This is a genomic window from Polaromonas sp. LjRoot131 (assembly GCF_964252805.1).
Lineage (GTDB): Bacteria > Pseudomonadota > Gammaproteobacteria > Burkholderiales > Burkholderiaceae_C > Polaromonas.
Genome location: NZ_CAXUPF020000002.1, coordinates 711282 through 736777, shown reverse-complemented (window position 1 = coordinate 736777; position 25496 = coordinate 711282). Strand labels below are relative to the sequence as shown.

Here is a 25496-nt window from a genome sequence, read left to right as displayed (position 1 = left end):
CCGGCGGCAGCGCCGGCCGGAACGCAATTGTCCGCCCAAACAGGCGCCAGCGCCTGACTGATAAGATTTGCCCATGATTGGAAGACTCTCAGGCCAGCTGGCCGAAAAAAATCCCCCGGAAATCCTGGTGGACTGCAACGGCGTCGGCTATGAAGTGCTGGTGCCCATGAGCACCTTCTACAACCTGCCCGGCCTGGGCGAAAAAGTCAGCCTGCTGACGCACTTCGTGGTGCGCGAAGACGCGCAAATCCTTTACGGCTTCGGCAGCGCCACCGAGCGCGCCGCCTTCCGCCAGCTGATCAAGATTTCCGGCGTGGGCCCGCGCACCGCGCTCAGCGTGCTCAGCGGCATGAGCGTCGAGGAACTCTCGCAGGCGGTGACCCAGCAGGAAGCCGGCCGCATCATCAAGGTGCCCGGCATCGGCAAAAAGACCGCCGAGCGCCTGCTGCTCGAATTGAAGGGCAAGCTGGGCGCCGACATCGGCGTGCAGGTCAGCGTGGCCAACGACGCCCAGTCCGACATCCTGCAGGCCCTGGTGGCGCTGGGCTACAGCGACCGCGATGCCGCGCTGGCGTTGAAAGCCCTGCCGAAAGATATTGGTGTGAGTGACGGTATCAAGCTGGCGCTGAAGGCGCTGGCGAAATGACAACCAGATGTTGACCTGGATTGTTGGCGCCCTGGGCGTTGCAGTTCTGATGTTGATGGGGGTCGAAGTGCGCCGAATCCGGCAGTTGGCGCATGTTTTGAGGAAAAAAGAATCAGCTGCGCTTGCCGAGCGGTTTGGGGCTCGCCGGCAAGGATCGACAAACGACATGCTTGCGGCAGAAGAAGCGCTCAAATGGTATCGGCCCCTTAGAGAAAAACCATCCACAGGACATCTGGGGGATGAACAAGGTGGATTGTTCTTTGTCTACAACGATATGCTGCTGGCAGACAGCGAAGGACATTACTGGCATTGCCTTGCGACTACTACGATGGATCAACACGAAAAACCGAAACTGGTCCTCACGAACCTTTCGGAACTACGAGCAAGAAGAGCGCTTTTTAATGACCCGGCCGCCTATCTGGCTGCGTTTGGCAACAGACCTGAAAAATCTGACTTGTCGACACTGAGCGATACCAGCGTAATGAACGGCATTTCTGCAGAGAATTGACATGAGCATCCAGACCGACGATTTCTCTTCCGGCGACTTCCCACCCGCCAAGCGCGTGATGTCGGCCGCGCCGGCCTCGCCTGGCGAGGAGGCCATCGAGCGCGCCTTGCGCCCCAAGCTGTTTGACGAATACGTGGGCCAGACCAAGGTGCGCGACCAGCTCGAAATTTTCATAGGCGCGGCCAAAAAGCGCAACGAGGCACTGGACCACGTACTGCTGTTCGGCCCGCCCGGCCTTGGCAAGACCACGCTGTCCCACATCATCGCGCACGAACTGGGCGTGAACCTGCGGCAGACCTCGGGCCCGGTGCTCGAAAAACCCAAGGACCTGGCGGCGCTGCTGACCAACCTCGAAAAGAACGACGTCCTGTTCATCGACGAAATCCACCGCCTGAGCCCGGTGGTGGAGGAAATCCTCTATCCCGCGCTGGAGGATTACCAGATCGACATCATGATCGGCGAAGGCCCGGCGGCGCGCAGCATCAAGCTGGACCTGCAGCCCTTCACCCTGGTGGGCGCCACCACGCGCGCCGGCATGCTGACCAACCCGCTGCGCGACCGCTTCGGCATTGTCGCGCGGCTGGAGTTCTACACGCCCGACGAACTCGCGCGCATCGTCAGGCGCAGCGCCAAGCTGCTCAACGCGCCCATGGACGAGGAAGGCGGCTTTGAGATCGCCCGCCGCTCGCGCGGCACGCCGCGCATCGCCAACCGCCTGCTGCGCCGCGTGCGCGACTACGCCGACGTCAAGGGCAGCGGCCATATCTCGCTGGACATCGCCAACAAGGCGCTGGCCATGCTGGACGTGGACCCGCAGGGCTTTGACGTGATGGACCGCAAGCTGCTCGAAGCCGTCATCCACCGCTTCGACGGCGGCCCGGTGGGCCTGGACAACATCGCCGCCAGCATCGGCGAGGAACGCGACACGATCGAAGACGTGATCGAGCCCTATTTGATCCAGCAAGGCTATCTGCAGCGCACGCCGCGCGGGCGCATCGCCACGCTGGCCGCTTACCGGCACCTGGGCGTGGCGCCGCCGGCCAGCGGAAACGACATGTTCAACGCCTGAAAATGGGACAGTGGTCAGCCTTGTCGGCGGCGGCAAACCCGGCAGCCAGCGCCGAACAGCAATTCTTCCATTCAACGGGCCTGGGCGTGGCGGTGGCCATCCTGCTGGCCTATGCCCTGAGCGGCGTGCTGTTCGGCTACCTGCCGGTGTTTGTGCTTGATGACTTCGCCATGCTGCGGGGTACGGCCGCATGGCTGGGCTCCGCCGGGACCACCCTCCTGGCGTTGGGATGGGCCACGCACCTGGTGCAGCGCCACTGGTCAAGCGCCTCGGCGGCCGCCTGCACGACGTTTCGCCAGGTCTGCTATGTCGCCGTGGCCACCTGCGTGTGTGTCATCGTCCTGACGGAGGTGTCCGGCGGCGCCCTCTCCAGGCTGCGATGGAGCGGGCTGGCGCCCGCGTCCGAGTGGCTGTTTGCGCCCCTGCCCTGGGTCTGGCAACAACTGCTGCGCTGGGATCGCCCAAAGTGACGGGAAAGCTTTTTTTCGCGGGCGGCACAGCCCTTGCGCTGTCCCTGTTCTTCGTCAAAGGTATCGAATGGCCCAAGGGTGCCATCTTTTTCCTTGGCGTTGCGGCCTGCATCGCGGGGTTTTATTTTCTCGGCGACGCCGCGCTTGACTACAGCGCGGCACGTGGCCTGCCCGGCGCGTCACCGGACTATGCCAAAGAACTGAAAACCAATCCGGGCCACTACAACGCCTGGAACTTTCTATCCTGGCTTGGCGCCCTTGCCTGTCTGGCCTATGGAACGATCATGACGTCCATGGTCTTTGTCATCCACGCCCGTGACGCCGAAGCCATGGCCGCGAAATCATGACCCTGCGGTTTTACTTCAGGCTTTTTTCCGGGCTGTTGGGCCGGATGCCTGCCGCCCTCCTGGGCCTGGCTTGCATGCTGGCGGGTTGCGCGGCCACCGGCAACCCGCCCACACCGCGCACACCCAACCCGGCCGTGCCGCTGGCGGCCGCTTCCAGCCTGCCGGAATTTCCCGAACTGTTCAAGCAGATGAGCAAGCTCTACGCCGACCACCCGCAGGCGCCGAAGATGCAGGATGGCGACGGCATGGGGCAGAAGATTTCAATCGCGCGCGTGCGCAAGCCGGGTGCGCTGGACGCGCTGCAGGCCTGGCGCGCGCAAGGCCTGCACGGCCGTGTCGTGGTGATTGCGCTGCTGGACGCCGAGGGTAAGCTGCTGGACGCGCGGGTGCTGTCGTCCACGCATGCCGAGCTCAACGAGGCGGTGCTGCGATCGGTGCGCGAGGCCGAGTACCGCGGCGGGCGCGTCAACGGCGCGGCATCACCGATGTATGCCGTCTACGGCGTGAATTTCTAGAACGAAACCGGCAACTCAGGTCAGCGCGCCGCGCGCATCGACCCGGAAGAGGCGCTGCACGGTGCCGCTGCGCAGGCCGCCCGTCACGCCTATCATCACGTCGTGCAGATTCACGGTGGGGTCGCAGTGCCCCGGGATCAGCCACAGCATGCGGCCCAGGCCGGGCAGGCGCGTGCTGTCGCCGGCGGGCCGCAGGATGCCGTGCTCGTCGCCGCCGTTGAAATACTCGAGCTCGCTTTCAGCGTCGAAGGCATGCACCAGCGGCAGGCCGGAGTCGATCGCATGGCTCTTGTGGCCGGCATCGCAGACCGCGTGGCCGCCATGCGTGCTGATGACCTGGGTCTTGATGAAAAGCGCGTGCTCGAACTGCGGCTGGGCCGCGTCGCGCTCGTTTTTCGCGTAGTCGGCGTCCATGAACATGAAGGAGCCGGCCTGCAGCTCGCCGTAGACGCCGCTGGCCGCCTCCAGCATCAGGCTGCCGGTACCGGCGCCGGTGACCAGGTCCACCGTGATGCCCTGGGCCTCGACCAGCTTGCGCGTGAGCACCACGGCCTCGACGGCCTTGGCGATGGCCTCGCGCCTTTCCTGCCCGCTGCGCATGTGCTGGGCCTTGCCGTGGTAGGCCTGCAGGCCGGCAAAGCGCAGGGCCGGGTGTTTGCGGATTTCCAGTACCAGCGTGACGGCGGCGGCGCCGGGCTCGACACCGCAGCGGCCCTGGCCGACGTCGATTTCGACGAACACGTCGATCACGGTGGCCACGCCGGTGGCGCTGCGCGCCTCGGTCATGGCCTGCGCCAGGCGGATCACGCCTTCGGTGCTGTCGACCGCGATGGCGAGTCGGCCGCCCTGGGCGGCGAGCTTCTGGGCCAGAGCAGCCACGCGCGCCAGCTTGGCGGGGGCGATGACCTCATTGCTGATGTAGATGTCCGTGACGCCGCCGGCCACCATGATTTCGGCTTCGGAGGTCTTTTGCACGCAGACGCCGACCGCGCCGGCGCGTACCTGCATCTTGGCCAGCGTGGCGCTTTTGTGCAGTTTGGCATGCGGACGCCAGCGGATGTTGTGCTTTTTGGCGAACTCGGCCATGCGCGCGAGGTTGCGCTTCATCGCGTCCATGTCGATGACCAGGGCGGGGGTGTCGATGTCGTTGACCGGCTTGCCGATCAGATCGGCCAGGCGGGTGGGCAAGGTACTCATGAGGTGCTGCGTCGTATCTCTTCGGGTCTTTATTGTGCGCTCAGCGGGTCGCGGGAGCCGCCGCCGGGAAGGGCGCCGGGGAAGGCGCTGTCGTCCAGTGTGCCATCGTCCAGGTGTTGGGTGTCGGCCCAGCCGACGAGCGTAAAGCCTTCGGGTGTCCAAAGGAGGCGGTTGATGGCCGCGTTACCGAGCTCCCAGGTGCGCGGTGCCTGGATGTCCAGCCGCGTCGCGGCGCGGTAAAGCACGTCCATCACGCCGCCGTGGCCGACCAGTGCGATCAGCTCACCCGGGTGGGCGGCCGCCAGGCGCTCGGCCGTGGCGACCACGCGGCTGCGCAGGGCAATCAGGGATTCGCCGCCGGCGGGCGCGAATTCGGGGTCGCGCTTGCGCCAGCGCATGGACTGGTCGGGCAGCAAGGCCTCGATCTCGGCAAAGGTTTTGCCCTCGAAGTCGCCGAAACCGCGCTCGCGCAGTCCTTCCTCGCGTGTCACTTCCATGCCCTGGATGCGGGCCAGGTACTGTGCGGTTTCCCAGGCGCGGGTCAGGTCGCTCGCATAGATCGCGCTGATGGGCTCATCGGCCAGCGCCAGCGCCATGCGCTCGGCCTGCCTGCGGCCGGTTTCGTTGAGCGGAATATCCAGGTGGCCCTGGATTCGGGTATCCACGTTCCACATGGTCTCGCCATGCCGTATTGCAATGATGCGCGTAGGTTCTGTCATGAGCAGATCAATTCGTTAAAGACGGGGGTTGATTCGATACCGCTGGCAAGAGAATCACCGCCGCACCATACCAGCCAGGGCCGCGGAACCGGCTTTGCCGGGCCGCAGGCGCAGCGCCCCCTCGGGGGGCAGCGCATTACACGAAGTGAAAAGCGTGGGGGCCACATTTACCGAGGAATCTCTACATTGATTCGGCGCGTGCCTGGCGGCGGTTGCGGGAAGCCGCGCAGGGCCGAATCCAGCATGGCGGGCAGTACGGCCAGGGTGTCACCCCAGACGCCGTCGTGCAGGGCGCGTGTTTCAAAAGCGACCTGGTTGGTCCGCAAATCACGCATCACGATGCTCAGGTCGCGCTTGAAATAAGGCGGCTCGGCAATCCCACCGCCAATCGGGAAGGACAGGCCAACCGAGGCGCCGCGGTTGCCGCCGCCCACAAACACACCGCTTCCAAAGCCAAAGCCGCCGTAGGGGCTGTAGCCATAAGGCCCGCGGTCGACGATCTGGGTGTTGGCCACGATTTGCACGCTGTAGCGCGCGACGGGCGGGTTGAGCTCCATCCCCACTTTGGCCAGCGCGTTGCGCGCGATGCTTTCGATGGCGTCCTGGGGCGAGCCCACCAGCTGCTGGGAAGGCAGGCGCTCAAAGCGATAAGGCGTACCTGGCGCCGGGGGCGGGCCGTTCCAGTTGTAAAAGGCGGTGACGTCGCTGTCGACCACACGAACCGTGGAACAGCCGCTCATGAAAAGCGCAAGGGCGGCGATGGAAAAAATGGTGGTAAATGTGCGCTTCATAAAACCTCCATGGTGAAAGGTATTGAGAATGATCAGCGGGATTGGATGCCGATGACGGAGGCGCCGGGCAGGCGTGGCTCCTGGAATTCCTCGGCGTCGAAGGCCTTGTCGCCGTCGGCGTCGGCCACGCCGGTGGCCTTGATGCCCTTGAAGTCGTGGCGTTTGTTGTCCATCAGGTGCGAGGGCACGATGTTCTGCAGCGAGGCGAACATGTTCTCGAGCCGGCCGGGGAATTTTTTCTCCCACTCGCGCAGCATGTTGCCGACCTGCTTGCGCTGCAGGTTTTCCTGGCTGCCGCACAGCGTGCACGGGATGATGGGGAACTCGCGCACTTGCGCCCAGCGCGTCAGGTCTTTTTCGGTGACGTAGGCCATGGGGCGTATCACCACGTTCTTGCCGTCGTCGCTGACCAGCTTGGGCGGCATGCCCTTGAGCTTGGCCGCGAAGAACATGTTCAGGAAAAAGGTCTGCAGCATGTCGTCGCGGTGGTGGCCCAGCGCGACCTTGGTGCAGCCGAGTTCGCCGGCCACGCGGTACAGGATGCCGCGGCGCAGGCGCGAACACAGCGAGCACAGCGTCTTGCCTTCGGGGATCACGCGCTTGACGATGCTGTAGGTATCCTGGTTTTCGATGTGGAAGGGCACGCCCAGCTTGCCGAGGTACTCCGGCAGGATGTGCTCGGGGAAACCGGGCTGCTTCTGGTCGAGGTTGACGGCCACCAGCTCGAAGTTGATGGGCGCGCGTTTTTGCAGCTTGAGCAGGATGTCGAGCATGGCGTAGCTGTCTTTCCCGCCCGAGACGCAGACCATGACCTTGTCGCCCTCTTCAATCATGTTGAAGTCGACGATGGCGCGGCCAACCTCGCGGCACAGGCGTTTTTCGAGCTTGTGGTCCTCGCGCTCTATCTTCATGCTGTTCTGCACGCGCGCGGAGCTTTCCTGCTGCTCGTACTCCGCCACGGCTTCTTCCCAGACTGCACTCATATCACTTGCTCCCATATCGTTCACCACTGCCCCGTCTCGACGCGAATGGCTACTTCGCAGTCGTCAAAAATTTCAAGCTTCGCGATCTTCACGCGCACGCCCAGCACGCCGGGCAGCCGCATCAGGCGGTGCGCCAGCTTGCCGATCAGGCTCTCCAGCAGGTTGCTGTGCTCCGCCGTGCATTCGCTGATGATGATCTGGCGCACCTTGCGGTAGTCCAGCACATGGTGGATGTCGTCGTCATGGGGCAGCAGCGGCTGCGTGCCCAGGTTCAGCTCGGCGTCGACCTGTATGGGCTGCGGCGCGGTTTTTTCGTGGTCCAGAATGCCCAGGTTGGCGTCGAAGCGCAAGCCGCTGAGGTTCAGGATCTGGGTGCCCCGGGTGTTGTACATGGCGACAGTCTTGGTGGATGAGGGGAGGTGGTGTGTCAGCCGGTTCCGCCGGTTCACATCAGCGAAAAATCACGTTCGAACTTCATCAGGTGCTGGCCGCCGTCCACCAGCAGCGTGGTGCCGGTGATGGAGCGGTTCTCCAGCGCGAATTTGACCGCGGCCGCAACGTCGGCGGGCGTGGACGACCGGCCCAGCGGCGACAGCTTGTGCCTGGCCTCGAACTGCGCGTCGCTCAGCAAATGGCTGGTCAGCGTGAGGCCGGGCGCGACGCCGACCACCCGTACCAGGGGCGCGAGCGCCAGCGCCAGCATGGTGCCGGCCGCTTCCAGCGCGGCTTTGGAGAGGGTGTAGCTGAAAAAATCGGGATTCTGGTTCCAGAGCTTCTGGTCCAGCAGGTTGACCACGGCGCCCTGGGCGCCTTCCGCGCTTTGCGCGCCCTCTCCGCCGCGCGCCGCGATGTGGGCATGCAGCGCCTGCGCCAGCAGCACGGCGGCACCGGTGTTGCTGTGCAGGTGCTTGTCCAGGGCCGCAAAGCCGAAGCTGGCGGCGCTGTCCTGCTCAAAGGTGGAGGCGTTGTTGACCACCGCATCGACCCGCCCCATGCGCGCGGCCACGGCCGGCAGCAGGGCGCGCACCGCGGCTTCGTCGCCCAGGTCCGCCTGGAAAGCCGCCGAGGCGCCGGCCAGCCTGGCGCAGTCGGCGACGGTGGCCATGGCTTCGGCCTCGGAGTCGCGGTAGTGCACCGCCACTTGCCAGCCGCCGGCCGCCAGCGCCAAGGCGATCTCGCGCCCCAGCCGCCGCGAGGCGCCGGTCACCAGGACCACGGGAGGAGAGGACGGAACAGGGTTCATGGGCGGGCGTCGAGGCTCAAAAAGAGGGCAAAAAAGGTGGTGGGGCGCGGGATGAGGAGGCCGTGGGGATCGCCGACAATGGCGGGTGGTGACCCATGACCCCGACGACCGATACCCCTATTTTAACGACCGGCCTCGCCGCCCATATCGCCAAGGCCATTGAGGCCGCCGGCGGCTGGCTGGGTTTTGACCAGTTCATGGCGCTGGCCCTCTATACCCCGGGTCTGGGCTACTACGCCAACGATTCGCGCAAATTCGGCCTGATGCCGGGCACCGGCAGCGATTTTGTCACTGCACCCGAGCTGTCGCCGCGTTTCGGCCAGGCCCTGGCGCGCCAGGCGGCCCAGGCCCTGGAGGCCACCGGCACGGCCGAAATCTGGGAGTTCGGCGCGGGCTCGGGCGCACTGGCGCAGCAGGTGCTGGAGGCGCTGGGCGATCGGCTGGAGCGCTACACCATCGTGGATCTATCGGGCAGCCTGCAGGCACGCCAGCGCGAACGGCTGGCCGCCTACGGCGGCAAGGTCCAATGGGCGACGGAACTGCCGGCGAAGATGCGCGGCGTGGTGCTGGGCAACGAGGTGCTGGACGCCATGCCGGTCAAGCTGCTGGCGCGCCTCAAGGGCGTCTGGCACGAACGCGGCGTGGTGGTGCATGAGGGCGGCTTTCTGTATGCCGACCAGCGCACCGCGCTGCGGCCGCCTTTCGACGTGGAAGGGGCGCATGACTACCTCACCGAAATCCATCCCCAGGCCGAAGGTTTTGTCGCCACCCTGGCCGACCGGCTGGAGGCCGGCGCCATCTTCCTGCTTGACTACGGCTTCCCGGAGCACGAGTACTACCACCCGCAGCGCAGCATGGGCACCGTGATGTGCCACCGCGGCCACCTGGCGGACGCCGATGCCTTGGCCGACGTAGGCAGCAAGGACATCACCGCACATGTCAACTTCACCGGCATCGCCCTGGCCGGCCAGGAGGCCGGGCTGGAGGTGCTGGGCTATACCAGCCAGGGGCGGTTTTTACTGAACTGCGGCCTGGTCGACGGTATGGAGGATGCACCGCTGGAGCAGCGCATCATGGTGCAAAAACTGATCGCCGAGCACGAAATGGGCGAGCTGTTCAAGGTCATCGCCTTCGGCGCCAAAGACCAGTCGGTGTGGGAGCCCATGGGCTTTGCCACGGGTGACCGCAGCCATAAGCTCTAGGCCCTAAACTGGCCATCATGATCCGCTGGTTTATTGTTATCTTCCTGGCCCTGGTGCTGATCAGTTGGTTCAGCCCGCTGCTGCAGAAGCTGGGTTTCGGCAAGCTGCCCGGCGACCTGCGTTTTCGACTGTTCGGGCGCGAATGGTTTATTCCGCTCACCACCACCATCCTGCTGAGCTTTATCGCCAGCCTGGTCGCCAAAATTCTTTAAGGAAGCACAGCCCACCATGAAAGCCTGCGTCGACCTGGGAGGCACCAAGATCGCGGTCAGCCTGATTGAAGGCGGGCAAGAACTCAGCCTGGCCCAGGCCTCGCTGGCTTTGCAATCCCGCCGCGTGGAACCCACCGAAAAAGCCGGCCCGCCCGACACCGTCGCGCGCCAGGTGCTGCGCATGCTGGACCAGGCTTGCGAGGCCGCCGGCGTCCGCGAGCAGGACATCACGGCCGTCGGCGTGTCGTCCTGCGGACCCTTTATCGCCGTAAACGGCATGCTGGAAATTTCCAATCCCAATATCTGCGGCGGCATGGCCGGCCCGGCGCGCGGCCTGCCCAACGACTGGGTCAGCGTACCGCTGGAAGCGCCGCTGCGCGGTCGTTTTGCCGAAAAACTCCGCCTCGAAAACGACGGGATCGGCGCCCTGCAGGCTGAGCGCCGCTGGGGCGCGCTGCAGGGATACAGCCACTGCGCCTACGTGACCTGGAGCACCGGCATAGGCTTCGGCCTCTGCGTGGACGGCCGCATCCTGCGCGGCAAACACGGCAACGCCGGCCACGCGGGCCACACCTTTGTCAGCGACCAGAGCGACGCGCTGTGCGGCTGCGGCAACATGGGCGACCTTGAAGGCGTGGTCGCCGGCAACGCGATCGCACGGCGCTTTGCCGGCTCGGGCTATCCCGGCGCCTCCGCACTGTTCGCCGCCGCGCAGGCCGGCGACGCGGCCGCACAAACCATCGTCGACGAACTGTGCCGCGTGCTGGGACGCGGCCTCTACAACATGGTCGCCACCCTGGACCTGGAACGCATCAGCCTGGGCGGCGGCGTGTTCTGGAATCACCGGGAGTATTTGCTGCCTCGCCTGAGTGCGCAGATCCATGGCAAGCTGCCTGCGTTGACGGATGAGTTTGAGTTGGTGGCTGCCGGCCTGGGGGAGAGGGTTGGGGATTTTGGGGCTTTGGCGTTAGTAAGCTGAGCTTGCCGGGTCTTGCGCCGGCTTGCGCGCTTCCCCTGTCCTTTGCTTGGTCCTGCTGGCCGGGGGTTGCCCGGCAGCAACTTACTTTTCTTTTGCTTCGCCAAAAGAAAAGTAAGCAAAAGAAAAGGCGACCCTGGTTGCTGCGTCCCTTCGCTTCGCTACGGGCAACCTGCGGTGCTCGGTTCAGGCGGGGTCTCGCTAAACTCGCCTTCGGCTCAAACAACGCGATCCCTGATCCGCCTGAACCTGCGCTCCTCGGCGCATCCACAAGGGGTGGGGAAGGAATACCAAATTCAAATACCGAATACCTGAAGAAACAAGGACTCGCCGTGGCGAGTCCTTGTTTGTCTTGGTTTGTTTCTTTGTCTTTTGTCCCCGCTCCCGATTGCCCCGTCCTGGCTGGGCCGAGGAGCGCAGAGACAAGCGGATCAGGGCCGGCGTTGTCTGAGCGAAGCGAGTTTAGCCGGACCCCGCTTGGCTCGAGCACCGCAGGTTGCCCCGGAGCGAAGCGCAGGGGACCCAGACTGCGGGTCGCCTTTTCTTTGGTGACTTTCTTTTGGCGAAGCAAAAGAAAGTTACTTGCTGCCGGGCAATCCCCGGCCAGCAGGTCTAAGCAAAGGACCCGCCGCCGAAACAAGCAAAACCTACCCCTGTCCCGAAGCTTCAGAAGCTTCAGCCTTCTTCACCAGCCTCACCTCCGGCGAAAGCTGCCAGAAGATCCCCGCCGAGGCCAGCGTGATCAGCCCCATCGCGGCAAACGTCGCCTGGAAGGAATGCAGCGTCTGCACCGCCTCACCGGTGCCGAAGAAACCCGTGAAGGCGGCCAGCACCGCGCCGGCGGCGGCGACGCCCATGCTCATGGCCAGCATCTGCACCATGGACAGCAGGCTGTTGCCGCTGCTGGCCATGCTGCTGTCCAGGTCGCGCAGGGTGACGGTGTTCATCGCGGTGAACTGCATGGAATTGACCGCGCCGAAACAGGCCAGTTGCACGATGTGCAGCCACAGCGGCTGTGCCGGCGTGATGAGCGCGAAGCTGGCCATGGTGAGGCCTACCAGCGCGGTGTTGGTGACCAGCACCCGGCGGTAGCCGTAGCGCGTGATCAGCGGCGTGGTGACGCGCTTGACCAGCATGCTGGCCACGGCGACGGGCACCATCATCATGCCGGCCTGCAGCGGCGAATAGTCCAGGCTGACCTGCAGCAGCAAGGGCACCAGGAAAGGCATGCATGAGCTGCCCAGGCGCGAGAACAGGTTGCCAAGCAGGCCGATGCTGAGCGTGGGAATCGAAAACAGCTTGGGTGAAAACAGCGGATCGGGCTGCTTGGCCGCGTGCAGCCAGTAGGCGGTCAGGCTGGCCATGCCGAACACCAGCAGCACCAGCACGCTGGCCTGCTTCAGGCCCAGGCCCGACAGCCCGTCGACCGCGAGCGAGACGGCCACCATGCCGAAGGCCAGGAACAGATAACCCGGCAGGTCAAAGCGCGGCACCTGCAACCGCGGGTTGTCCTGCATATAGAACACCGTCGCCACCCCGCCCAGCAGCCCCACCGGAATATTGATGAGGAAGACCCAGTGCCAGGTGGCCACCTCGACCAGCCAGCCGCCCAGGGTGGGGCCTATCAGCGGGCCGATCAGGCCCGGAATGGCGATGAAACTCATGGCCTGCAAAAAGCGTTCGCGCGGGAAGGCGCGCAGCACGGCAAGCCGGCCCACCGGCAGCAGCAGCGCCCCGCCCATGCCCTGCACCACGCGCGCGGCCACCAGCTGCATCAAATTGCCGGACAGCGCGCAGGCAATCGAGCCGATGACGAACAGGGAGATCGCGCCCACATACACGCGCCGCGTGCCGAAACGGTCGGCGATCCAGCCGGAGGCGGGGATCAGCATGGCCATGGTGAGGGAATAGGCCACCACCACCGACTGCATGCGCAAGGGGCTTTCGCCGAAACTGCGGGCCATGGCCGGGAGGGTGGTGTTGACGATGGTGGCGTCCAGGGTCTGCATGAAGAAGCCGATGGCCACCAGCCAGAGCAGCACACGCAATGATTTTTCTTCTGCCTGCATGGATGAAAGATGAGAAAAGGCGGACTTGGTTCAGCGCATTGAACAGATCGAGTGATACGGCCGGACAGCAAAAAGCCGCCTCGAGGGCGGCTTTTTTAGCAGGGGTGCGGGTTCGCCTCAGGCCGAGAAGCTGGAACCGCAGCCGCAGGTGCTGGTGGCGTTGGGGTTCTTGATGACGAACTGGGCGCCTTCAAGATCGTCCTTGTAGTCGATCTCGGCGCCCACCAGGTACTGGTAGCTCATGGCGTCGATCAGCAAGGACACGCCGTTCTTGGTCATGGTGGTGTCGTCTTCGTTGGTGATTTCATCAAAGGTGAAACCATACTGGAAGCCGGAGCAGCCGCCGCCCTGCACGAACACACGCAGCTTCAGGTCGGGATTGCCTTCTTCGGCGATCAGTTCAGCCACCTTGGACGCGGCGCTGTCGGTGAAGACAAAAGGCGCGGGCATTTCGGTCTGGATATTTTCGGCAACGGCACTCATGGGGACTCCAATACATCATCAAGCGAACATCGTCCGCGATTCGGGGCTGCAGGCTCTGGCGGCACTGATGGGCAAATAGTACAGCAATTCAATCAACCATAACGCCCATGCGTGTTAGGCCGCGCCACCTATTTGTGAGCGCTTACTCGCTCAATTCAGCCCACAGGCTCAGATATTGTTGGCCGCCAGCTTGAGCGTGGGTTTTTCTTCCAGCTCCGGGTGCGTGGTGGGGCGCAACTGTCCAAAGATGACGGCGCCCTGGTGCATTTCAAGCGCCTTGTAGGACACGTCGCCCTCGATCTTGGCCTTGGGTTGCAGCTCGAGCAGTTCGGAAGCGTGCACGGGCCCCATGACGCGGCCGTTGATGATGACGTGGTCTGCGTGGATATAGCCGGTCACGGTGGCGGATTCGCTGATCACCAGGATGCTGGAGCTGCCTTCGGCGGCGCGGATGTCGCCGATGACCTCGCCGTCTATGCGCAGGCCGTCGGTGAACTTCAGGTTGCCTTCAATACAGCTGCCCTGGGCAATCAGGCTTTTGATGGGCGGCTGTTTCTTTTTTCCAAACATACAAAGATTCCTGTGCTGGGTCGGTGTGCAATGGGCGGGATGGCTGGAGGGAAATTCAAATTCATTTCTTCAAAGCTTGAAGGTCTGGGCAGATCTGACCGCTGTTCCCTCAATGACTTTAGCTGTAACACTTTGTACCACGGCTTGGGGGGGCAAGTCGAGGACACCCTCCACACGCCGGTACTGTTTGAACTGTAAAGTTTGCGGCCCCCCGGGCAAAGTCATGCTCCAGGGCTTGCCGGCCTGGGTTCCGTGGACGGTCAGGTCGAGTTTTCCGTTGAAATTCGGGGCGGCCTTTTCGGCCTGGATGACCAGCACCTGCCATTTGAGCTGGGTGTCGGACAGTCTTTCAGCCTGCAGGCTGCGGATGGTGGCGACTTCGGCGCTGCCGGCCGGCAGCAGCTTTTCGAAAAAGCCGAGGTCGTCGCGCAGGCTGCGGTTGTCCGACTCCAGTTGCCGGATCTGGCTCATCATTTTTTCCTGGGCGGCTTTTTCGGCGGTCAGCAGGCTGCCCGATGTGTTGGCGATGGACTGGGCCTTGTCGCGGTCCGCGCGCAGGCTGGCCAACTCCTGCCGCAGCAGCACCAGTTCTTCCTTGCTGCCCGTGTCCGTGCCGGTGATGCCTTTGCCGAACTCGAAGGCCCACAAGGCGATGGCGCCGGAAAAGCCGAGCATCAGGGCGCCGGCGATCCAGCGCAAGGGCCAAGGGAGCGAGCTGCGCACCGACATGCGCGGGGAACTGATGGTCAGGCGACGGCGAAACAGGCGAAATTTCAAAAAAGGGCCCTGCTGTTTTCGGTTCGGGGAGCGTGCATTGTGCACGCAGACAAGGCCCTGACGGGGTATTAATACCCGCAAAAGGCGGTAAAGCCACAGTAAGGGTTTGCATCCGGGTTCGCCGGATGGACAGCCCATGAAAAAAGCCGCCAGGCTTGCACCAGGCGGCTTTTTTGGAGAGCGAAGCGGATTTAGCGCTTGCTGAACTGCTTGCGACGGCGAGCAGAACGGAAACCGACTTTTTTACGTTCGACTTCACGTGCATCGCGGGTCACAAAGCCGGCCTGGCTCAGGGCCGGCTTCAGCGTTGCGTCGTAATCGATCAGCGCACGGGTGATACCGTGGCGCACTGCGCCGGCCTGGCCGGACTCGCCGCCGCCGTGGACGTTGACCATGATGTCAAACGTCTCGACGTGGTTCGTCAGAAACAGGGGTTGGCGGCAGATCATGATCGAGGTTTCACGACCGAAGAACACCTGGATGTCACGATCATTGATCGTGATCTTGCCGGTGCCTTTTTTGATAAACACACGGGCGACGCTGGATTTGCGACGGCCGGTGCCATTGTTCCATTCACCAATCATCAATGGCTCCTTAGATGTCCAGCACTTTGGGCTGTTGGGCGGTATGCGGGTGCTCTGCACCACCGTACACCTTGAGTTTCTTGATCATGGCGTAGCCGAGCGGGCCCTTGGGCAGCATGCCCTTGACGGCTTTTTCCAAAGCGCGGCCGGGGTGCTTGGCTTGCATGTCGCGGAAGTTGGTGGCAGTGATGCCGCCTGGATATCCGGAATGGCGATAGTAGATCTTGTCGGTCGACTTGGCGCCGGTGACGCGCAGCTGGGCTGCGTTGATGATGACGATGAAGTCACCGGTATCGACGTGAGGCGTATAAATGGCCTTGTGTTTGCCGCGCAAACGGAGAGCAACTTCGCTGGCTACTCGTCCGAGGACCTTGTCGGTCGCGTCAATCACAAACCACTCGTGCGTCACGTCAGCGGGTTTTGCGCTGAACGTTTTCATGAGTTTTCTTTCGAAAAAATGGTTTGTCGGGTTCTTTTCTGCGGTCGGTGTTCTTCTGATGAGAACCTCTTAGGCAGTATTTGCTAGCCCTGCCGCGGAACCACTAGGCGCTGCAGAGCCCACGATTATATGAAAAATCAAGGACTTGCGTCAATATTTGGCCGGTTTTAAGGCATTCCCCCCCGGCAAGAAGGTAGGATAGCCCCATGTTTTCCTATCGCCACGCCTTCCACGCAGGCAACCACGCCGACGTGCTCAAGCACACCACGCTGATCGCGTTGATGAAGTACCTGACCCAGAAAGACACGGCGCTGACCGTGATCGACACACACGCGGGCGCGGGCCTGTACCGGCTGGACGGTGACTATACCGAAACCAGCGGCGAGGCCCAGGAAGGCATTTTCCGCCTGCTGTCCGAGCCCAAAGCGGCTCCAGCCCCCGCCAAGAAGGCGCCTGCTGCTCCCAAAACCGCAGCAGCCGACGCAGGCAAACCTGCCGCCGCACCGGCCTGGGCGCCGGCGCTGCAGGACTATATTGACCTGCTGCGCGGCCTGAACCCGCAGTTCTCCGAAACCGGCGACCTCGCCCATCTCAAGATTTACCCGGGCTCCCCCTTCATCGAGCAGCAATTCCTGAGCGGGCGCGACAAGCTCAAGCTGTTCGAGCTGCACCCCACCGATTTCAAGTCGCTTTCCGGCAACATCGAGCAGCTGGGCGTGGGCCGCCAGGTGGCCGTTGCCCGTGAAGACGGCTTTGAAGCCCTGAAAACCTTTCTGCCGCCGCCGGCCCGCCGGGCCATGGTGCTCTGCGATCCCAGCTACGAAATGAAAAGCGACTACGGCCGCGTGGCCACCTGCATGGCCGACGCCCTCAAGCGTTTTGCCACCGGCACCTATGTGGTCTGGTACCCCATCATTCCGCGGCCTGAAGCGCACGATTTGCCGCGAAAACTCAAAACCCTGGCCGTCAAAAGCGGCCGCAGCTGGCTGAATGCGGCTTTAACGGTGAAATCAAGCAAGTTAACGACAGATACGACCGGGGAAGTGATTCGCCCGGGCCTTCCCGCCAGCGGCATGTTCGTCATCAACCCGCCGCACACGCTCAAAGCCGAGCTGCAGGCCGCCCTGCCGCAAATGGTCGCGTTGCTGGGCCAGGACCGCAACGCGGGCTTCACGCTGGAACACGGCGGCTGAAGCGCACGGGGGCAAAGGTCTGGCGACGCCGAGGCTAGCCGGTTTGCAGCCTCGCACGCACATGTTTTCCGGTCTTTACCGCCGCGGTGAGTTGTGGCAAGGTTGCCTGTCACCTTTCCCGCGTCCGCAGCCCCTGCCCTCCTGACCTCTCACCGGCGTTTGACAACCTTCATGCCCGCTCAGGCACATCCGACTTCCCCCGCCCTGCCCGGCACGCCCGGCCGCGGGCCGCGTACGGACTACCCGGTCCCGGCGGACGAGGAATCCATGGAAGCCGAGATCGCGCGCCAGGTCGCGCTGCGCACGCGCGAGCTGGGCGCCTCGCTGGCGCGCTACCAGACCATGGTCGACCTGGCGACCGAAAACATCTGCGTGGGCCAGGGCGGACTGCTCCGCTTCGCCAATCCGCCCTGCCTGGCCTTGCTGGGCACGCAGGCCGGCAGCATGGCCGACCGGCCCATGATTGAGTTCATCCACCCGGAAGACCGCGACTTTGTTTCCGGCAAGCACCAGCTGCGCGCCGCGGGCCAGGTCGTCCCGGCCTTTGAGGCGCGGTTCCAGCGCGACGACGGCACGGTGTCCTGGGTGGAAATCAACGGCGTGCTGGTGGACTGGGAGGGCGCGCCGGCAGACCTGTTTTTCCTGAAGGACGTCACCGAACGCAAAAGGCTGGAGGCCCTGACCCAGTCCGCCGCCGAGCGCTACCGCGCGGTCGTGGAAAACGTCAACGACACCATCCTCGTGGTGCAAAAAGGCATCGTCCGCTTTGCCAATGCCAGCGCGCAGGAGCTGTTCGGCTGCACGCTCACCGGCCTGCCTTCGCTGCACCTGATACACCCCGACGACCGGCCCATCGTGCAGCAGCGCCGCGAACTCATGCAGTCGGGCACCATGGTCAGCGCCTATGAGGCGCGTTTCATCACGCCGCCGCGCGAGGCCATGGCGCCCTCGCTGCGCACCGGCTGGGCCAGCATCTACGGCACGCGCATCGAGTGGGACGGCGAGCCGGCCCTGCTGGTGCTCATGTCCGACATCAGCGAACGACGCCGGCTCGACCACGAACTCAAGAGCGCGCTGGCGCAGCGCGAGGCCATCCTGGAGACCACCGCCGTCGGCGTGACCTTCCTGAAGGCGCGTCGCCACCAGTGGCTGAACCGCACGCTGGCCGCCATGCTGGGCTACAGCCCGGCCGAGCTGCTGGGCCAGGAAACCCGGGTGCACTACCCCGACGACGAAGAGTTCGAGCGCCTGGGCGCGCTGGCCTACGCGCAGATCACGCAGACCGGCCTGTTCTCGGCGGAAGCGCGCATGCGCCGCAAGAACGGCGAGCTGATCTGGGTGCAGCTGGACGGCTCGGCACTGGACCGCGGCCGGCCCGAGGACGGTTCGGTCTGGACTTACGTGGACATCACGCGCCGCAAGGAAGCCGACGAGGAAACCCGGCGCGCGCTGGTGCGCGAGCGCGAACTGGGCGAACTCAAGACCCGCTTCGTCTCCATGGCCTCGCACGAGTTCCGCACGCCGCTGGCGACGATCCTGTCCTCGGCCGAACTGATAGAGCACTACGGCGAAAAAATCACGCACCGCGAGCGCCAGGACATCATGGCCGACCTGGTGGTCGCGGTGAAGCGCATGCAGGGCATGCTCGAAGACATGCTGACCGTCGGCCAGGCCGACGCCGGCAAGCTCAGGCTCAATCTGCGGCCGGTGGACATCGCGGCGCTGTGCCGCAAGCTCGTGACCGAGGTGCACACCAGCGACGCCGGCCAGCACGCCATCGAATTCGAGGCGCCGGTCGGCCACGACGCTTTTTCGCAGCTGGTCATGCTCGACGAACGGCTGATACGCCACATCGCCAGCAACCTGCTGACCAATGCCTGCAAGTATTCCGCCCCGGGCAGCGTGGTGGTGCTGACGCTGGGCGGCGGCAAGGACGAGTTGATCCTGCAGGTCAGCGACGAAGGCATAGGCATCCCGGCCGCCGACCTGCCGCGGCTGTTCGAGAGCTTTCACCGCGGCTCCAACGTCGGCAACCGGCAGGGCTCGGGCCTGGGCCTGGCCATCGTGAAACACGCCGTCGACCTGCACCACGGCAAAATCGAAGTGGCGAGCACGCCAGGCGCAGGCAGCCGGTTCACGGTCAGCCTGCCCATTTCCCAAGGACATACATGACCCTGATTCTGATCGTTGAAGACGACGACGCCATCCGCAGCAACATCGTGCGCCTGCTCAAGCTCGAAGGCTTTGAGACCGCCGCCGCATCCGACGGCGTGCAAGGCCTGGCGCTGGCCCGCGCCAGCAGGCCCGACCTGATCATCTCCGACGTCGGCATGCCCGGCATGAACGGCTTTGAGCTGCTGGCCACCCTGCGCGCCGACCAGGACATGGCCAACACCCCCTTCATGCTGCTCACGGCGCTGGACGACCGCGACAGCATGCGCCGCGGCATGACCTCCGGTGCAGACGACTACCTGTCCAAGCCCTTCAGCCGCGCCGAGCTGCTGGACGCCGTCAATGCCCAGCTCAAGAAAAAAGCGCGGGTGCGCGAAGCCATCGATTCGGAAGTGGCCGCCGGCGAAGCGCGCCTGCGCGCCGCCTTCTCCAACCGCATCAGCGGCGACCGGCCCGACTCGGTCCCCGTGGACATTCCCGCCACGGCGCAAACCGAAGAAATCTCCAGCGCCACGGTGCTGGTCGCCAGCATCCGCAACTTCACCTCCATTGCCGAAAAGCTCAACGCCGCCGAAGTGTCGCAACTGCTCACAGAATACTTCGAACGCGCCTCCGAGCCGGTGCTGAAGAACAGCGGCCGCCACATCAAGTTCATCGGCGACGGCCTGATGGCGGTGTTCTCGGACACCATGACCGGCTCGCCGCTGCCGGCCCCGCGCCGCGCGATTTCCGCCGCCCTGGCCATGGCGCTGGCCACGCATGAATTCCGCGACTGGCTGGACGAACGCTTCGGCGCACGCGCCCTGCCGCCCTTTGCCATGGGCGTGGGCATCCATAGCGGCGCCGTCACGCTGTGCCAGCTCGGCACGCAGCAGAACAAAGAGGTCACCCCCGTCGGCGAAACCGTGACCCTGGCGGCGCGCCTGGAAAGCGCTTCCGAGGAAATGGGCTGGACCGTCATGGCCAGCGAAGAAGCCCTGGGCCTGGCCGGCACCGGCATACAGACCGGCACCCACACCTCGCTGGTGGTGCCGGGCAAGAACCTCGCCATCGACGTGATGGAAGTCATCGGCCTGGTCACTACCATGGAGGACAAGATCCACGGCATGGCCAGCCTGACCGAGCGCGCCAAGGAGATCAGCGACGCGGTGCGCGCCAACTCCGACATCACCGCGCGCGCCGTCAAAGGGGCGCTGGACTCCAAGCTCTCCGCCCTCAAGGATCTGCGCTTCGACGCCAGCACCGAGCCGGTGCGGCTCAAGGGCTACCGCATCACGCGCAAGATAGGCGCGGGCGGCATGACCGAGGTCTACCTCAGCGAGCGCGAGTCCGACGGCCTGCCCATCGTGCTCAAGGTACTCGATTCGCGCGGCAAGGAGGCCTCCGAGCACCTGGTGCGCTTCATCCAGGAATACGCCCTGCTCTGCAAGATAGACCATCCGCATGTCATCAAGATCTATGACCAGGGCTTCACCGACGAGCATGCCTACATCGCGATGGAATACTTCGAGCGCGGCGATCTGCGCGGCCTGTTCGGCCCCAGCCTGGCGCGGCCGCAGGCGCTCATGGTCGCGCGCGAAATCGCGCAGGCGCTGTCGGCCATCCACGCGCACGGCATCGTGCACCGCGACATCAAGCCCGAAAACGTCATGCTGCGCGCCGACGGCAGCGTGGCGCTGGCCGACTTCGGCATCGCCAAGTCCATGCTGCAGTCGCAGAACATGGGCCTGACGCAGACCCACCACGGCGACGTGGTCGGCACCCCCTATTACATGAGCCCCGAGCAGGCCACCGGTCGCAAGGTCACGGCCCTGTCCGACCTCTACAGCCTGGGTGTGATGCTGTTTGAAATGCTGGCCCACCGCAGGCCATACATCGCCGAGTCACTCGAGCTGCTGCTCGCCAAGCACCTGAATGCCGAAACCCCCGCACTGCCGGCCGCGCATGCCGACCTGCAAGGCATCGTCAACAAGCTGATGGCCAAAAGGCCCGAGCAGCGTTATGAATCAGCCGAAGCTTTTCTGCTGGAGCTTGAGGCTGTGGCGCCCGCACCCGAAATCAGTTTGTAGCGCTAGTACTTGAGGGCAGTGCTCTTGCCCCAAAAGACACGATAGGCGAATACCGTATAGCCAATGATCATCGGCAGCACCACCGCCGCCCCGGCCAGGATCACGCCCATGGCCTCGGGCGCGGCGGCGGCTTTCCAGATGTCCAGGCTGTCGATCACCAGCCAGGGAAACAGGCTGTAGGCCAGGCCGTAAAAGGCCAGCAGGAACACACCCACCGTCGCGCCGAAAGGCACCCAGGCGCCGTATTCATTGCCCTGCGCCAGCCGCACCGGCAGGCGCTGCAGGCTGCGGAAGATCACGCCGAACAGCACCAGCGTGGCGGCCGGGATCGGCAGCAGCAGCACGATGTTGGGGAAGGAGAACCACTTGGCAAAAATGCTCTGGCTCACCAGCGGCGTGGCGATCGAGATCGCCGCCACCCCGGCCATGGTGAACCACAGGCTGGCACGGGCCCAGCGCACCGCGCGCAGCTGCAGCTCGCCCTCGGACTTGATGATGAGCCAGCCCGCGCCCATCAGGCAGTAGGCCGCCACCAGCGACAGGCCGATCACCGCGTTGAACACGATGGTCCACCAGTTGTCGGCAAAGCCGGTGACCAGCGAGCCCAGCATATAACCCTGCGACCAGCTCGCCAGCAGCGAACCGGTGTAGAACATGCGGTTCCACAGCGGCTTGTGGCTGGCGCGCGCCTTCACCCGGAAGTCAAAGGCCACGCCGCGCAAGGTAAGGCCTATCAGCATGAAGGCCACCGGCAAGTACAGCGCACCCAGGATCACACCGTGCGCCACCGGGAACACCGTGAGCAGGATGCCCACACCCAGCACCAGCCAGGTTTCGTTGGCGTCCCAGAACGGGCCTATGCTGGCGATCATGGTGTCCTTGTCCTCGTCGCTGGCGCGGCGCATCAGCACACCCACACCCAGGTCGTAGCCGTCCAGGATCACATAGGCCAGCATCGCCAGCCCCATCACCACCAGGAAAACAATCGGCATCCAGCCGGCGGCTTGCGTCAGGTCGGGGGCAAGATCAAGCATGGGATGCTCCTTCCTTTTCGGGGTAGTTCACGACGTTGAGTTCCTTTTCGGTGTCGCCCGCGGTGTTGTCGTCATCGCCGAAGGGCTTGTCCGCGTGCTTCTTGTGGCGCGCCAGGTAGAAAACCACCGACACATAAGACGCCAGCAGCACCGCGTACAGCGCGAGGTAGAGCGACAAGGTCAGCGCGATGCGCGGCGCCGGCACTTTCGAGGCCGCATCGGCCGCCGTCAGCACGCCCGTCACCAGCCAGGGCTGCCGGCCGATTTCGGTCACGTACCAGCCGGCGACCAACGCGATCCAGCCGGCGAAGGTCATGGCCACCAGCACGCGCGCATGCCAGACCGTGAGGGTGCGTGCCGGGTCTTTCTTCCACGGAGCCAGCTGCAGCACACTGGCCCAGCTCACGGCCAACATCAACAGGCCCACACCGACCATGATGCGGAAGGCCCAGAACACCGGCGCCACGGGCGGATGCTTGCCCTCGAACTGGTCCAGGCCTTTGACCTCGCCGTCCATCGAGTGCGTGAGGTAGAGCGAGGCCAGCTTGGGAATCGCGATCTCGTAGCGGTTGGCCTTGGCCTTTTCATCCGGCAGCGCGAACAGCACGGCGGGCACGCCTTTTTCGGTTTTCCAGATGCCTTCCATCGCGGCCAGCTTGGCCGGCTGGTGCTCCAGCGTGTTGAGGCCGTGCAGGTCGCCGGCAATGATCTGCAGCGGGATCAGCATCGCCGCCATGTAGATGCCGGTCTTCAGGCCGGCCATCACTTCGGCCCCGCGGTCATTGCGCAGCCAGCGGTAGGCCGACACCCCGGCCACCAGGAAGGCCACCGTGAGCCCCGAGGCCAGCAGCATGTGCACCAGGCGGTACGGAAAAGAGGGGTTGAAGATCACTTCGAACCAGCTCGTCACATGCGCCTGGCCGTTGATCATTTCAAAACCGGCGGGCGTCTGCATCCAGGAGTTGAGCGCCAGGATCCAGAAGGCCGACAGCGTGGTGCCGCCCGCCACCAGCAGGGTAGCCACGGTGTGCATGGTCTCGCTGACACGTTCGCGCGCGAACAGCATCACGCCCAGCATGGTGGCTTCCAGGAAGAAGGCCGTCAGCACCTCATAGGCCAGCAGCGGCCCGGCGATGTTGCCGACCTTCTGCATATAACCCGGCCAGTTGGTGCCGAACTGGAAGCTCATGGTGATGCCGCTGACCACGCCCAGCGCGAAGGTCAGCGCGAAAATCTTCACCCAGAACTGGTAGGCATCCATCCAGAACTGGTCCTGGCTTTTAACGAAACGCAGCTTGAAGTACAGCAGTACCCAGCCCAGCGAGATGCTGATGGTCGGGAACAGGATGTGGAAAGTGATGTTGGCCGCGAACTGGATGCGGGCCAACAGGAATGCGTCAAGTCCGTCCATCGTCAACTCCTGGTGTCATCGGGAAGGCTGGCAGGCAGCGCTGCGGGTGGTTCGGGCGCTTCGGAAGGCGGAGCTGCCACTGTGGGGGATGGCGCGCGGCCTGTCAAACCGGCCTTCACGGTGCTGGCGACCTTGTCCTTGATCTCCAGCAGCTTCTGCACCTTGGCGCCCATCTTCATGAGGCTCATCAAGGTCGCCGAATCCATTTTTTGCACGTCCGCCAGCCAGCCCGTCATGAGCTCGATCAGGTCGTGCATCTGCTTCATGCGCGCCTGGGCGTGGATGTCGTCCGCGTGCGAGGGATGCTCCATCAGCGCATCGCGCAGCATGGACAGCGTCGGGTCGATCTCGCGCTTGCGGCGCTCCTCGGCCAGGGTGCGGAAGATGGCCCAGACGTCTTCAGGCGCCTGGAAATACTCGCGCCTGTCATTGGGCAGGTGCTGCAGCCGCACCAGGTTCCAGGACTGGAGCTCCTTGAGCCCCATGCTGACGTTGGAGCGGGAGAACGCCAGCGCCTCCCCGATTTCGTCGGCATTCAGGGCGCGCGGCGATACATATAAGAGGGCATAAATCTGCCCCACGGTGCGGTTGATGCCCCAGCGGCTGCCCATTTCACCGAAATGCAGGACAAAACGCTGGGTTAAGGGGGGCAGGTTCATGGTGCCGGGCCTCTTTGATTTATTGAATTTTCAGGAATTACTGAAATTCTAATAAATTGAAACAACTGGTGCCAGCTGTTCTGGATTGACCCTGCGGCTTGGTCAGGTGCGGTGGGCACAATGCGATCTGGAGGCGAAACGGGCCATCCTCTGCCAGAGCTCGTCCTCTTCAGCTGTCAAACCCTGGGGCCATGAATGTCCAAGATCGAAAAATCCGACGGTTTTACCAAGGCTGCGGAGTCCATGCGTGCCCTGGCGGCCAAAGAAGCCGACCCCTCAGAAAAAGAGGCTTATTTATCAGCCGCCCAGAAGTTTGAAGAGGCTCACCTGATTGGCGAGCGTGTTTTTGCAGAAGCCGATGCCGCCGCGGAACGCGGCAAGGAGCTTGCCGAGCGCTTGCTGAGAAAGAAGCGATTCACGCATACCACCTGGGAGTTCTGGTTGGTCGTGACCGCAGTGCTGGCCTTCCTCGGGTACGCGGCGTACAGGGCTTGACCGCCTCGCGCCGAAAGAGATAGCAGGCTACGACAGTTAACCCAGCCTACCAGCTCAGCGCTTTCCGGCAGGCGAAGCCCGGCGCGGTTTGCGCACCGGCTTGCGGGCCGGCGGCGGCGTCACCGCCACCTCGGGCGTGGACTCCGGCACCATCAGCACCACTTCCTTGAAACCCAGGCCCAGCATGCCCAGTTCCTCGGCCGCCGCGCGGCTCAGGTCGATGATACGGTTGCCGGCGTAGGGGCCGCGGTCGGTGATGCGCACGTCCACGTCGCGGCCGTTGACCAGGCTGTGCACGCGCACCAGGGTGCCGAAGGGCAGCGTGCGGTGGGCGGCGGTGAACTCGCGCATGTCAAAACGCTCGCCGCTGGCGGTGCGCCTGCCGTTGAAGCGCGGGCCGTACCAGGAGGCCGTGCCGCGCTGGAACTCGCGCGGCACCTCGCCGCCCAGCAGTTCAGGGCGGGGCCGCTCGGTGAGGGGGACAGGCGCTACTTCATCAACGGCCTGGCCGGGCGCGTCGTGCTGCTGCGCCGCGGCGGGCCGGGGTGCAGCCGTGCGCGAAGCGGGGGATGTGGCCGGGGCCGTCGTGCAAGCCGCCAGCAGCGCCAGCAAAGCCGCTGCGCCGGCGGCACCGGCAAAACGCATCACACCCTGGCGCATGGG

At 64.3% G+C, this 25496-nt stretch carries 29 protein-coding genes; 13 read left to right on the top strand and 16 right to left on the bottom strand.

Annotated features, from left to right (window positions below; genetic code table 11):
• The first annotated feature begins 73 nt into the window (after positions 1–73).
• Genes ruvA through ACSQ27_RS13960 form a run of 6 tightly spaced genes read left to right on the top strand, consistent with a single transcriptional unit; the run spans position 74 to position 3555 of the window.
• Positions 74–646, top strand: coding sequence for a Holliday junction branch migration protein RuvA (ruvA, locus tag ACSQ27_RS13985; RefSeq protein ID WP_007867616.1), 573 nt, complete (start codon positions 74–76; stop codon positions 644–646).
• 7 nt (positions 647–653) lie between these two features.
• Positions 654–1154 (top strand): hypothetical protein, encoded by a 501-nt coding sequence (locus ACSQ27_RS13980; protein ID WP_436156085.1) that lies wholly within the window; start codon positions 654–656, stop codon positions 1152–1154.
• A 1-nt stretch (position 1155) separates the two neighbouring features.
• Positions 1156–2223, top strand: coding sequence for a Holliday junction branch migration DNA helicase RuvB (ruvB, locus tag ACSQ27_RS13975; protein ID WP_436156084.1), 1068 nt, complete (start codon positions 1156–1158; stop codon positions 2221–2223).
• Positions 2224–2225: 2 nt separating this feature from the next.
• Positions 2226–2693, top strand: a complete 468-nt coding sequence (locus ACSQ27_RS13970) for a hypothetical protein (protein WP_436156083.1) — start codon at positions 2226–2228, stop codon at positions 2691–2693.
• Entirely contained in the window at positions 2690–3040 is a 351-nt protein-coding gene (locus ACSQ27_RS13965; RefSeq protein ID WP_436156082.1) for a hypothetical protein, read from the top strand. The genes ACSQ27_RS13970 and ACSQ27_RS13965 overlap by 4 nt, the downstream gene beginning before the upstream one ends.
• Before the next feature lie 44 nt (positions 3041–3084).
• Positions 3085–3555 (top strand): energy transducer TonB, encoded by a 471-nt coding sequence (locus ACSQ27_RS13960; RefSeq protein ID WP_436156081.1) that lies wholly within the window; start codon positions 3085–3087, stop codon positions 3553–3555.
• A gap of 15 nt (positions 3556–3570) precedes the next feature.
• On the opposite strand, the gene ACSQ27_RS13955 is transcribed toward ACSQ27_RS13960, so the two are convergent.
• The 6 genes from ACSQ27_RS13955 to ACSQ27_RS13930 form a co-directional block, all read right to left on the bottom strand.
• Positions 3571–4752 (bottom strand): DSD1 family PLP-dependent enzyme, encoded by a 1182-nt coding sequence (locus tag ACSQ27_RS13955; RefSeq protein WP_436156080.1) that lies wholly within the window; start codon positions 4750–4752, stop codon positions 3571–3573.
• Positions 4753–4781: 29 nt separating this feature from the next.
• Entirely contained in the window at positions 4782–5471 is a 690-nt protein-coding gene (locus ACSQ27_RS13950) for a histidine phosphatase family protein (RefSeq protein WP_436156079.1), read from the bottom strand.
• A 167-nt stretch (positions 5472–5638) separates the two neighbouring features.
• Positions 5639–6262, bottom strand: a complete 624-nt coding sequence (locus tag ACSQ27_RS13945; RefSeq protein WP_436156078.1) for a DUF4136 domain-containing protein — start codon at positions 6260–6262, stop codon at positions 5639–5641.
• Positions 6263–6294: 32 nt separating this feature from the next.
• Positions 6295–7245 carry a tRNA 2-thiocytidine(32) synthetase TtcA gene (gene ttcA, locus ACSQ27_RS13940; protein ID WP_436156077.1) on the bottom strand — a complete coding sequence of 317 codons (951 nt, stop codon included), beginning with the start codon at positions 7243–7245 and terminating at the stop codon, positions 6295–6297.
• Positions 7246–7265: 20 nt separating this feature from the next.
• Entirely contained in the window at positions 7266–7637 is a 372-nt protein-coding gene (locus ACSQ27_RS13935; protein ID WP_436156076.1) for a dihydroneopterin aldolase, read from the bottom strand.
• A 53-nt stretch (positions 7638–7690) separates the two neighbouring features.
• Entirely contained in the window at positions 7691–8488 is a 798-nt protein-coding gene (locus ACSQ27_RS13930; protein ID WP_436156075.1) for an SDR family oxidoreductase, read from the bottom strand.
• A gap of 95 nt (positions 8489–8583) precedes the next feature.
• On the opposite strand from ACSQ27_RS13930, the gene ACSQ27_RS13925 reads away from it, so the two are divergent.
• The 3 genes from ACSQ27_RS13925 to ACSQ27_RS13915 are packed head-to-tail and all read left to right on the top strand — an operon-like array spanning position 8584 to position 10881.
• Positions 8584–9690 carry a class I SAM-dependent methyltransferase gene (locus ACSQ27_RS13925; protein ID WP_436156074.1) on the top strand — a complete coding sequence of 369 codons (1107 nt, stop codon included), beginning with the start codon at positions 8584–8586 and terminating at the stop codon, positions 9688–9690.
• A 17-nt stretch (positions 9691–9707) separates the two neighbouring features.
• Entirely contained in the window at positions 9708–9902 is a 195-nt protein-coding gene (locus ACSQ27_RS13920; protein ID WP_436156073.1) for a DUF2905 domain-containing protein, read from the top strand.
• A 16-nt stretch (positions 9903–9918) separates the two neighbouring features.
• Complete coding sequence (locus tag ACSQ27_RS13915) at positions 9919–10881, top strand: ROK family protein (protein WP_436156072.1); 963 nt, start codon at positions 9919–9921, stop codon at positions 10879–10881.
• 644 nt (positions 10882–11525) lie between these two features.
• Here the strand turns inward: ACSQ27_RS13915 and mdtD are convergent.
• The 6 genes from mdtD to rplM all read right to left on the bottom strand — a co-directional run bounded on the left by mdtD (position 11526) and on the right by rplM (position 15800).
• Positions 11526–12947: a multidrug transporter subunit MdtD gene (gene mdtD / locus ACSQ27_RS13910; RefSeq protein WP_436156071.1), complete on the bottom strand. Its 1422-nt coding sequence runs from the start codon at positions 12945–12947 to the stop codon at positions 11526–11528.
• Positions 12948–13064: 117 nt separating this feature from the next.
• Entirely contained in the window at positions 13065–13430 is a 366-nt protein-coding gene (gene erpA / locus ACSQ27_RS13905; protein ID WP_122955163.1) for an iron-sulfur cluster insertion protein ErpA, read from the bottom strand.
• Between the two features lie 168 nt (positions 13431–13598).
• Positions 13599–14000, bottom strand: coding sequence for a bactofilin family protein (locus ACSQ27_RS13900; protein WP_436156070.1), 402 nt, complete (start codon positions 13998–14000; stop codon positions 13599–13601).
• 69 nt (positions 14001–14069) lie between these two features.
• A complete protein-coding gene (locus ACSQ27_RS13895) occupies positions 14070–14777 on the bottom strand; it encodes a DUF6776 family protein (protein ID WP_436156069.1) in 708 nt (235 codons plus the stop codon).
• 191 nt (positions 14778–14968) lie between these two features.
• Entirely contained in the window at positions 14969–15361 is a 393-nt protein-coding gene (gene rpsI, locus ACSQ27_RS13890) for a 30S ribosomal protein S9 (RefSeq protein WP_007867568.1), read from the bottom strand.
• Positions 15362–15371: 10 nt separating this feature from the next.
• Complete coding sequence (gene rplM, locus ACSQ27_RS13885; RefSeq protein WP_007867557.1) at positions 15372–15800, bottom strand: 50S ribosomal protein L13; 429 nt, start codon at positions 15798–15800, stop codon at positions 15372–15374.
• A gap of 206 nt (positions 15801–16006) precedes the next feature.
• On the opposite strand from rplM, the gene ACSQ27_RS13880 reads away from it, so the two are divergent.
• From ACSQ27_RS13880 to ACSQ27_RS13870, 3 genes are all read left to right on the top strand, one after another.
• The gene (locus ACSQ27_RS13880) at positions 16007–16993 is read left to right on the top strand and encodes a 23S rRNA (adenine(2030)-N(6))-methyltransferase RlmJ (protein WP_436156068.1); all 987 of its coding nucleotides are present in this window, start codon (positions 16007–16009) and stop codon (positions 16991–16993) included.
• A 171-nt stretch (positions 16994–17164) separates the two neighbouring features.
• Positions 17165–19165 carry a sensor histidine kinase gene (locus tag ACSQ27_RS13875; protein WP_436156067.1) on the top strand — a complete coding sequence of 667 codons (2001 nt, stop codon included), beginning with the start codon at positions 17165–17167 and terminating at the stop codon, positions 19163–19165.
• Positions 19162–21234, top strand: coding sequence for a protein kinase domain-containing protein (locus tag ACSQ27_RS13870; protein ID WP_436156066.1), 2073 nt, complete (start codon positions 19162–19164; stop codon positions 21232–21234). The genes ACSQ27_RS13875 and ACSQ27_RS13870 overlap by 4 nt, the downstream gene beginning before the upstream one ends.
• Positions 21235–21236: 2 nt before the next feature.
• Here ACSQ27_RS13870 and ACSQ27_RS13865 read toward each other — a convergent pair whose 3' ends face one another.
• Genes ACSQ27_RS13865 through ACSQ27_RS13855 form a run of 3 tightly spaced genes read right to left on the bottom strand, consistent with a single transcriptional unit; the run spans position 21237 to position 24338 of the window.
• A complete protein-coding gene (locus ACSQ27_RS13865) occupies positions 21237–22268 on the bottom strand; it encodes a cytochrome d ubiquinol oxidase subunit II (protein ID WP_436156065.1) in 1032 nt (343 codons plus the stop codon).
• Positions 22261–23679, bottom strand: coding sequence for a cytochrome ubiquinol oxidase subunit I (locus tag ACSQ27_RS13860; protein ID WP_436156064.1), 1419 nt, complete (start codon positions 23677–23679; stop codon positions 22261–22263). The genes ACSQ27_RS13865 and ACSQ27_RS13860 overlap by 8 nt, the downstream gene beginning before the upstream one ends.
• Before the next feature lie 2 nt (positions 23680–23681).
• The gene (locus ACSQ27_RS13855) at positions 23682–24338 is read right to left on the bottom strand and encodes a GbsR/MarR family transcriptional regulator (protein WP_436156063.1); all 657 of its coding nucleotides are present in this window, start codon (positions 24336–24338) and stop codon (positions 23682–23684) included.
• A 195-nt stretch (positions 24339–24533) separates the two neighbouring features.
• Between ACSQ27_RS13855 and ACSQ27_RS13850 the strand changes: the two genes are divergently transcribed.
• Positions 24534–24833 carry a hypothetical protein gene (locus ACSQ27_RS13850; RefSeq protein ID WP_436156062.1) on the top strand — a complete coding sequence of 100 codons (300 nt, stop codon included), beginning with the start codon at positions 24534–24536 and terminating at the stop codon, positions 24831–24833.
• A gap of 54 nt (positions 24834–24887) precedes the next feature.
• On the opposite strand, the gene ACSQ27_RS13845 is transcribed toward ACSQ27_RS13850, so the two are convergent.
• Entirely contained in the window at positions 24888–25493 is a 606-nt protein-coding gene (locus tag ACSQ27_RS13845) for a septal ring lytic transglycosylase RlpA family protein (RefSeq protein ID WP_436156061.1), read from the bottom strand.
• Between the last annotated feature and the right edge of the window lie 3 nt (positions 25494–25496).

Coding starts and splice junctions, on each gene's coding strand:
- rpsI (WP_007867568.1), bottom strand. CDS start 15,361: ATGATTGGTGAATGGAACAATGGCACCGGCCGTCGCAAATCCAGCGTC.
- ACSQ27_RS13875 (WP_436156067.1), top strand. CDS start 17,165: ATGCCCGCTCAGGCACATCCGACTTCCCCCGCCCTGCCCGGCACGCCC.
- ACSQ27_RS13860 (WP_436156064.1), bottom strand. CDS start 23,679: ATGGACGGACTTGACGCATTCCTGTTGGCCCGCATCCAGTTCGCGGCC.
- ACSQ27_RS13980 (WP_436156085.1), top strand. CDS start 654: ATGTTGACCTGGATTGTTGGCGCCCTGGGCGTTGCAGTTCTGATGTTG.
- ACSQ27_RS13855 (WP_436156063.1), bottom strand. CDS start 24,338: ATGAACCTGCCCCCCTTAACCCAGCGTTTTGTCCTGCATTTCGGTGAA.
- ruvB (WP_436156084.1), top strand. CDS start 1,156: ATGAGCATCCAGACCGACGATTTCTCTTCCGGCGACTTCCCACCCGCC.
- ACSQ27_RS13845 (WP_436156061.1), bottom strand. CDS start 25,493: ATGCGCCAGGGTGTGATGCGTTTTGCCGGTGCCGCCGGCGCAGCGGCT.
- ACSQ27_RS13960 (WP_436156081.1), top strand. CDS start 3,085: ATGCCTGCCGCCCTCCTGGGCCTGGCTTGCATGCTGGCGGGTTGCGCG.
- ACSQ27_RS13850 (WP_436156062.1), top strand. CDS start 24,534: ATGTCCAAGATCGAAAAATCCGACGGTTTTACCAAGGCTGCGGAGTCC.
- mdtD (WP_436156071.1), bottom strand. CDS start 12,947: ATGCAGGCAGAAGAAAAATCATTGCGTGTGCTGCTCTGGCTGGTGGCC.
- rplM (WP_007867557.1), bottom strand. CDS start 15,800: ATGAAAACGTTCAGCGCAAAACCCGCTGACGTGACGCACGAGTGGTTT.
- erpA (WP_122955163.1), bottom strand. CDS start 13,430: ATGAGTGCCGTTGCCGAAAATATCCAGACCGAAATGCCCGCGCCTTTT.
- ttcA (WP_436156077.1), bottom strand. CDS start 7,245: ATGAGTGCAGTCTGGGAAGAAGCCGTGGCGGAGTACGAGCAGCAGGAA.
- ACSQ27_RS13950 (WP_436156079.1), bottom strand. CDS start 5,471: ATGACAGAACCTACGCGCATCATTGCAATACGGCATGGCGAGACCATG.
- ACSQ27_RS13870 (WP_436156066.1), top strand. CDS start 19,162: ATGACCCTGATTCTGATCGTTGAAGACGACGACGCCATCCGCAGCAAC.
- ACSQ27_RS13935 (WP_436156076.1), bottom strand. CDS start 7,637: ATGTACAACACCCGGGGCACCCAGATCCTGAACCTCAGCGGCTTGCGC.
- ACSQ27_RS13945 (WP_436156078.1), bottom strand. CDS start 6,262: ATGAAGCGCACATTTACCACCATTTTTTCCATCGCCGCCCTTGCGCTT.
- ACSQ27_RS13955 (WP_436156080.1), bottom strand. CDS start 4,752: ATGAGTACCTTGCCCACCCGCCTGGCCGATCTGATCGGCAAGCCGGTC.
- ACSQ27_RS13880 (WP_436156068.1), top strand. CDS start 16,007: ATGTTTTCCTATCGCCACGCCTTCCACGCAGGCAACCACGCCGACGTG.
- ACSQ27_RS13865 (WP_436156065.1), bottom strand. CDS start 22,268: ATGCTTGATCTTGCCCCCGACCTGACGCAAGCCGCCGGCTGGATGCCG.
- ACSQ27_RS13930 (WP_436156075.1), bottom strand. CDS start 8,488: ATGAACCCTGTTCCGTCCTCTCCTCCCGTGGTCCTGGTGACCGGCGCC.
- ACSQ27_RS13900 (WP_436156070.1), bottom strand. CDS start 14,000: ATGTTTGGAAAAAAGAAACAGCCGCCCATCAAAAGCCTGATTGCCCAG.
- ACSQ27_RS13970 (WP_436156083.1), top strand. CDS start 2,226: ATGGGACAGTGGTCAGCCTTGTCGGCGGCGGCAAACCCGGCAGCCAGC.
- ruvA (WP_007867616.1), top strand. CDS start 74: ATGATTGGAAGACTCTCAGGCCAGCTGGCCGAAAAAAATCCCCCGGAA.
- ACSQ27_RS13915 (WP_436156072.1), top strand. CDS start 9,919: ATGAAAGCCTGCGTCGACCTGGGAGGCACCAAGATCGCGGTCAGCCTG.
- ACSQ27_RS13925 (WP_436156074.1), top strand. CDS start 8,584: ATGACCCCGACGACCGATACCCCTATTTTAACGACCGGCCTCGCCGCC.
- ACSQ27_RS13920 (WP_436156073.1), top strand. CDS start 9,708: ATGATCCGCTGGTTTATTGTTATCTTCCTGGCCCTGGTGCTGATCAGT.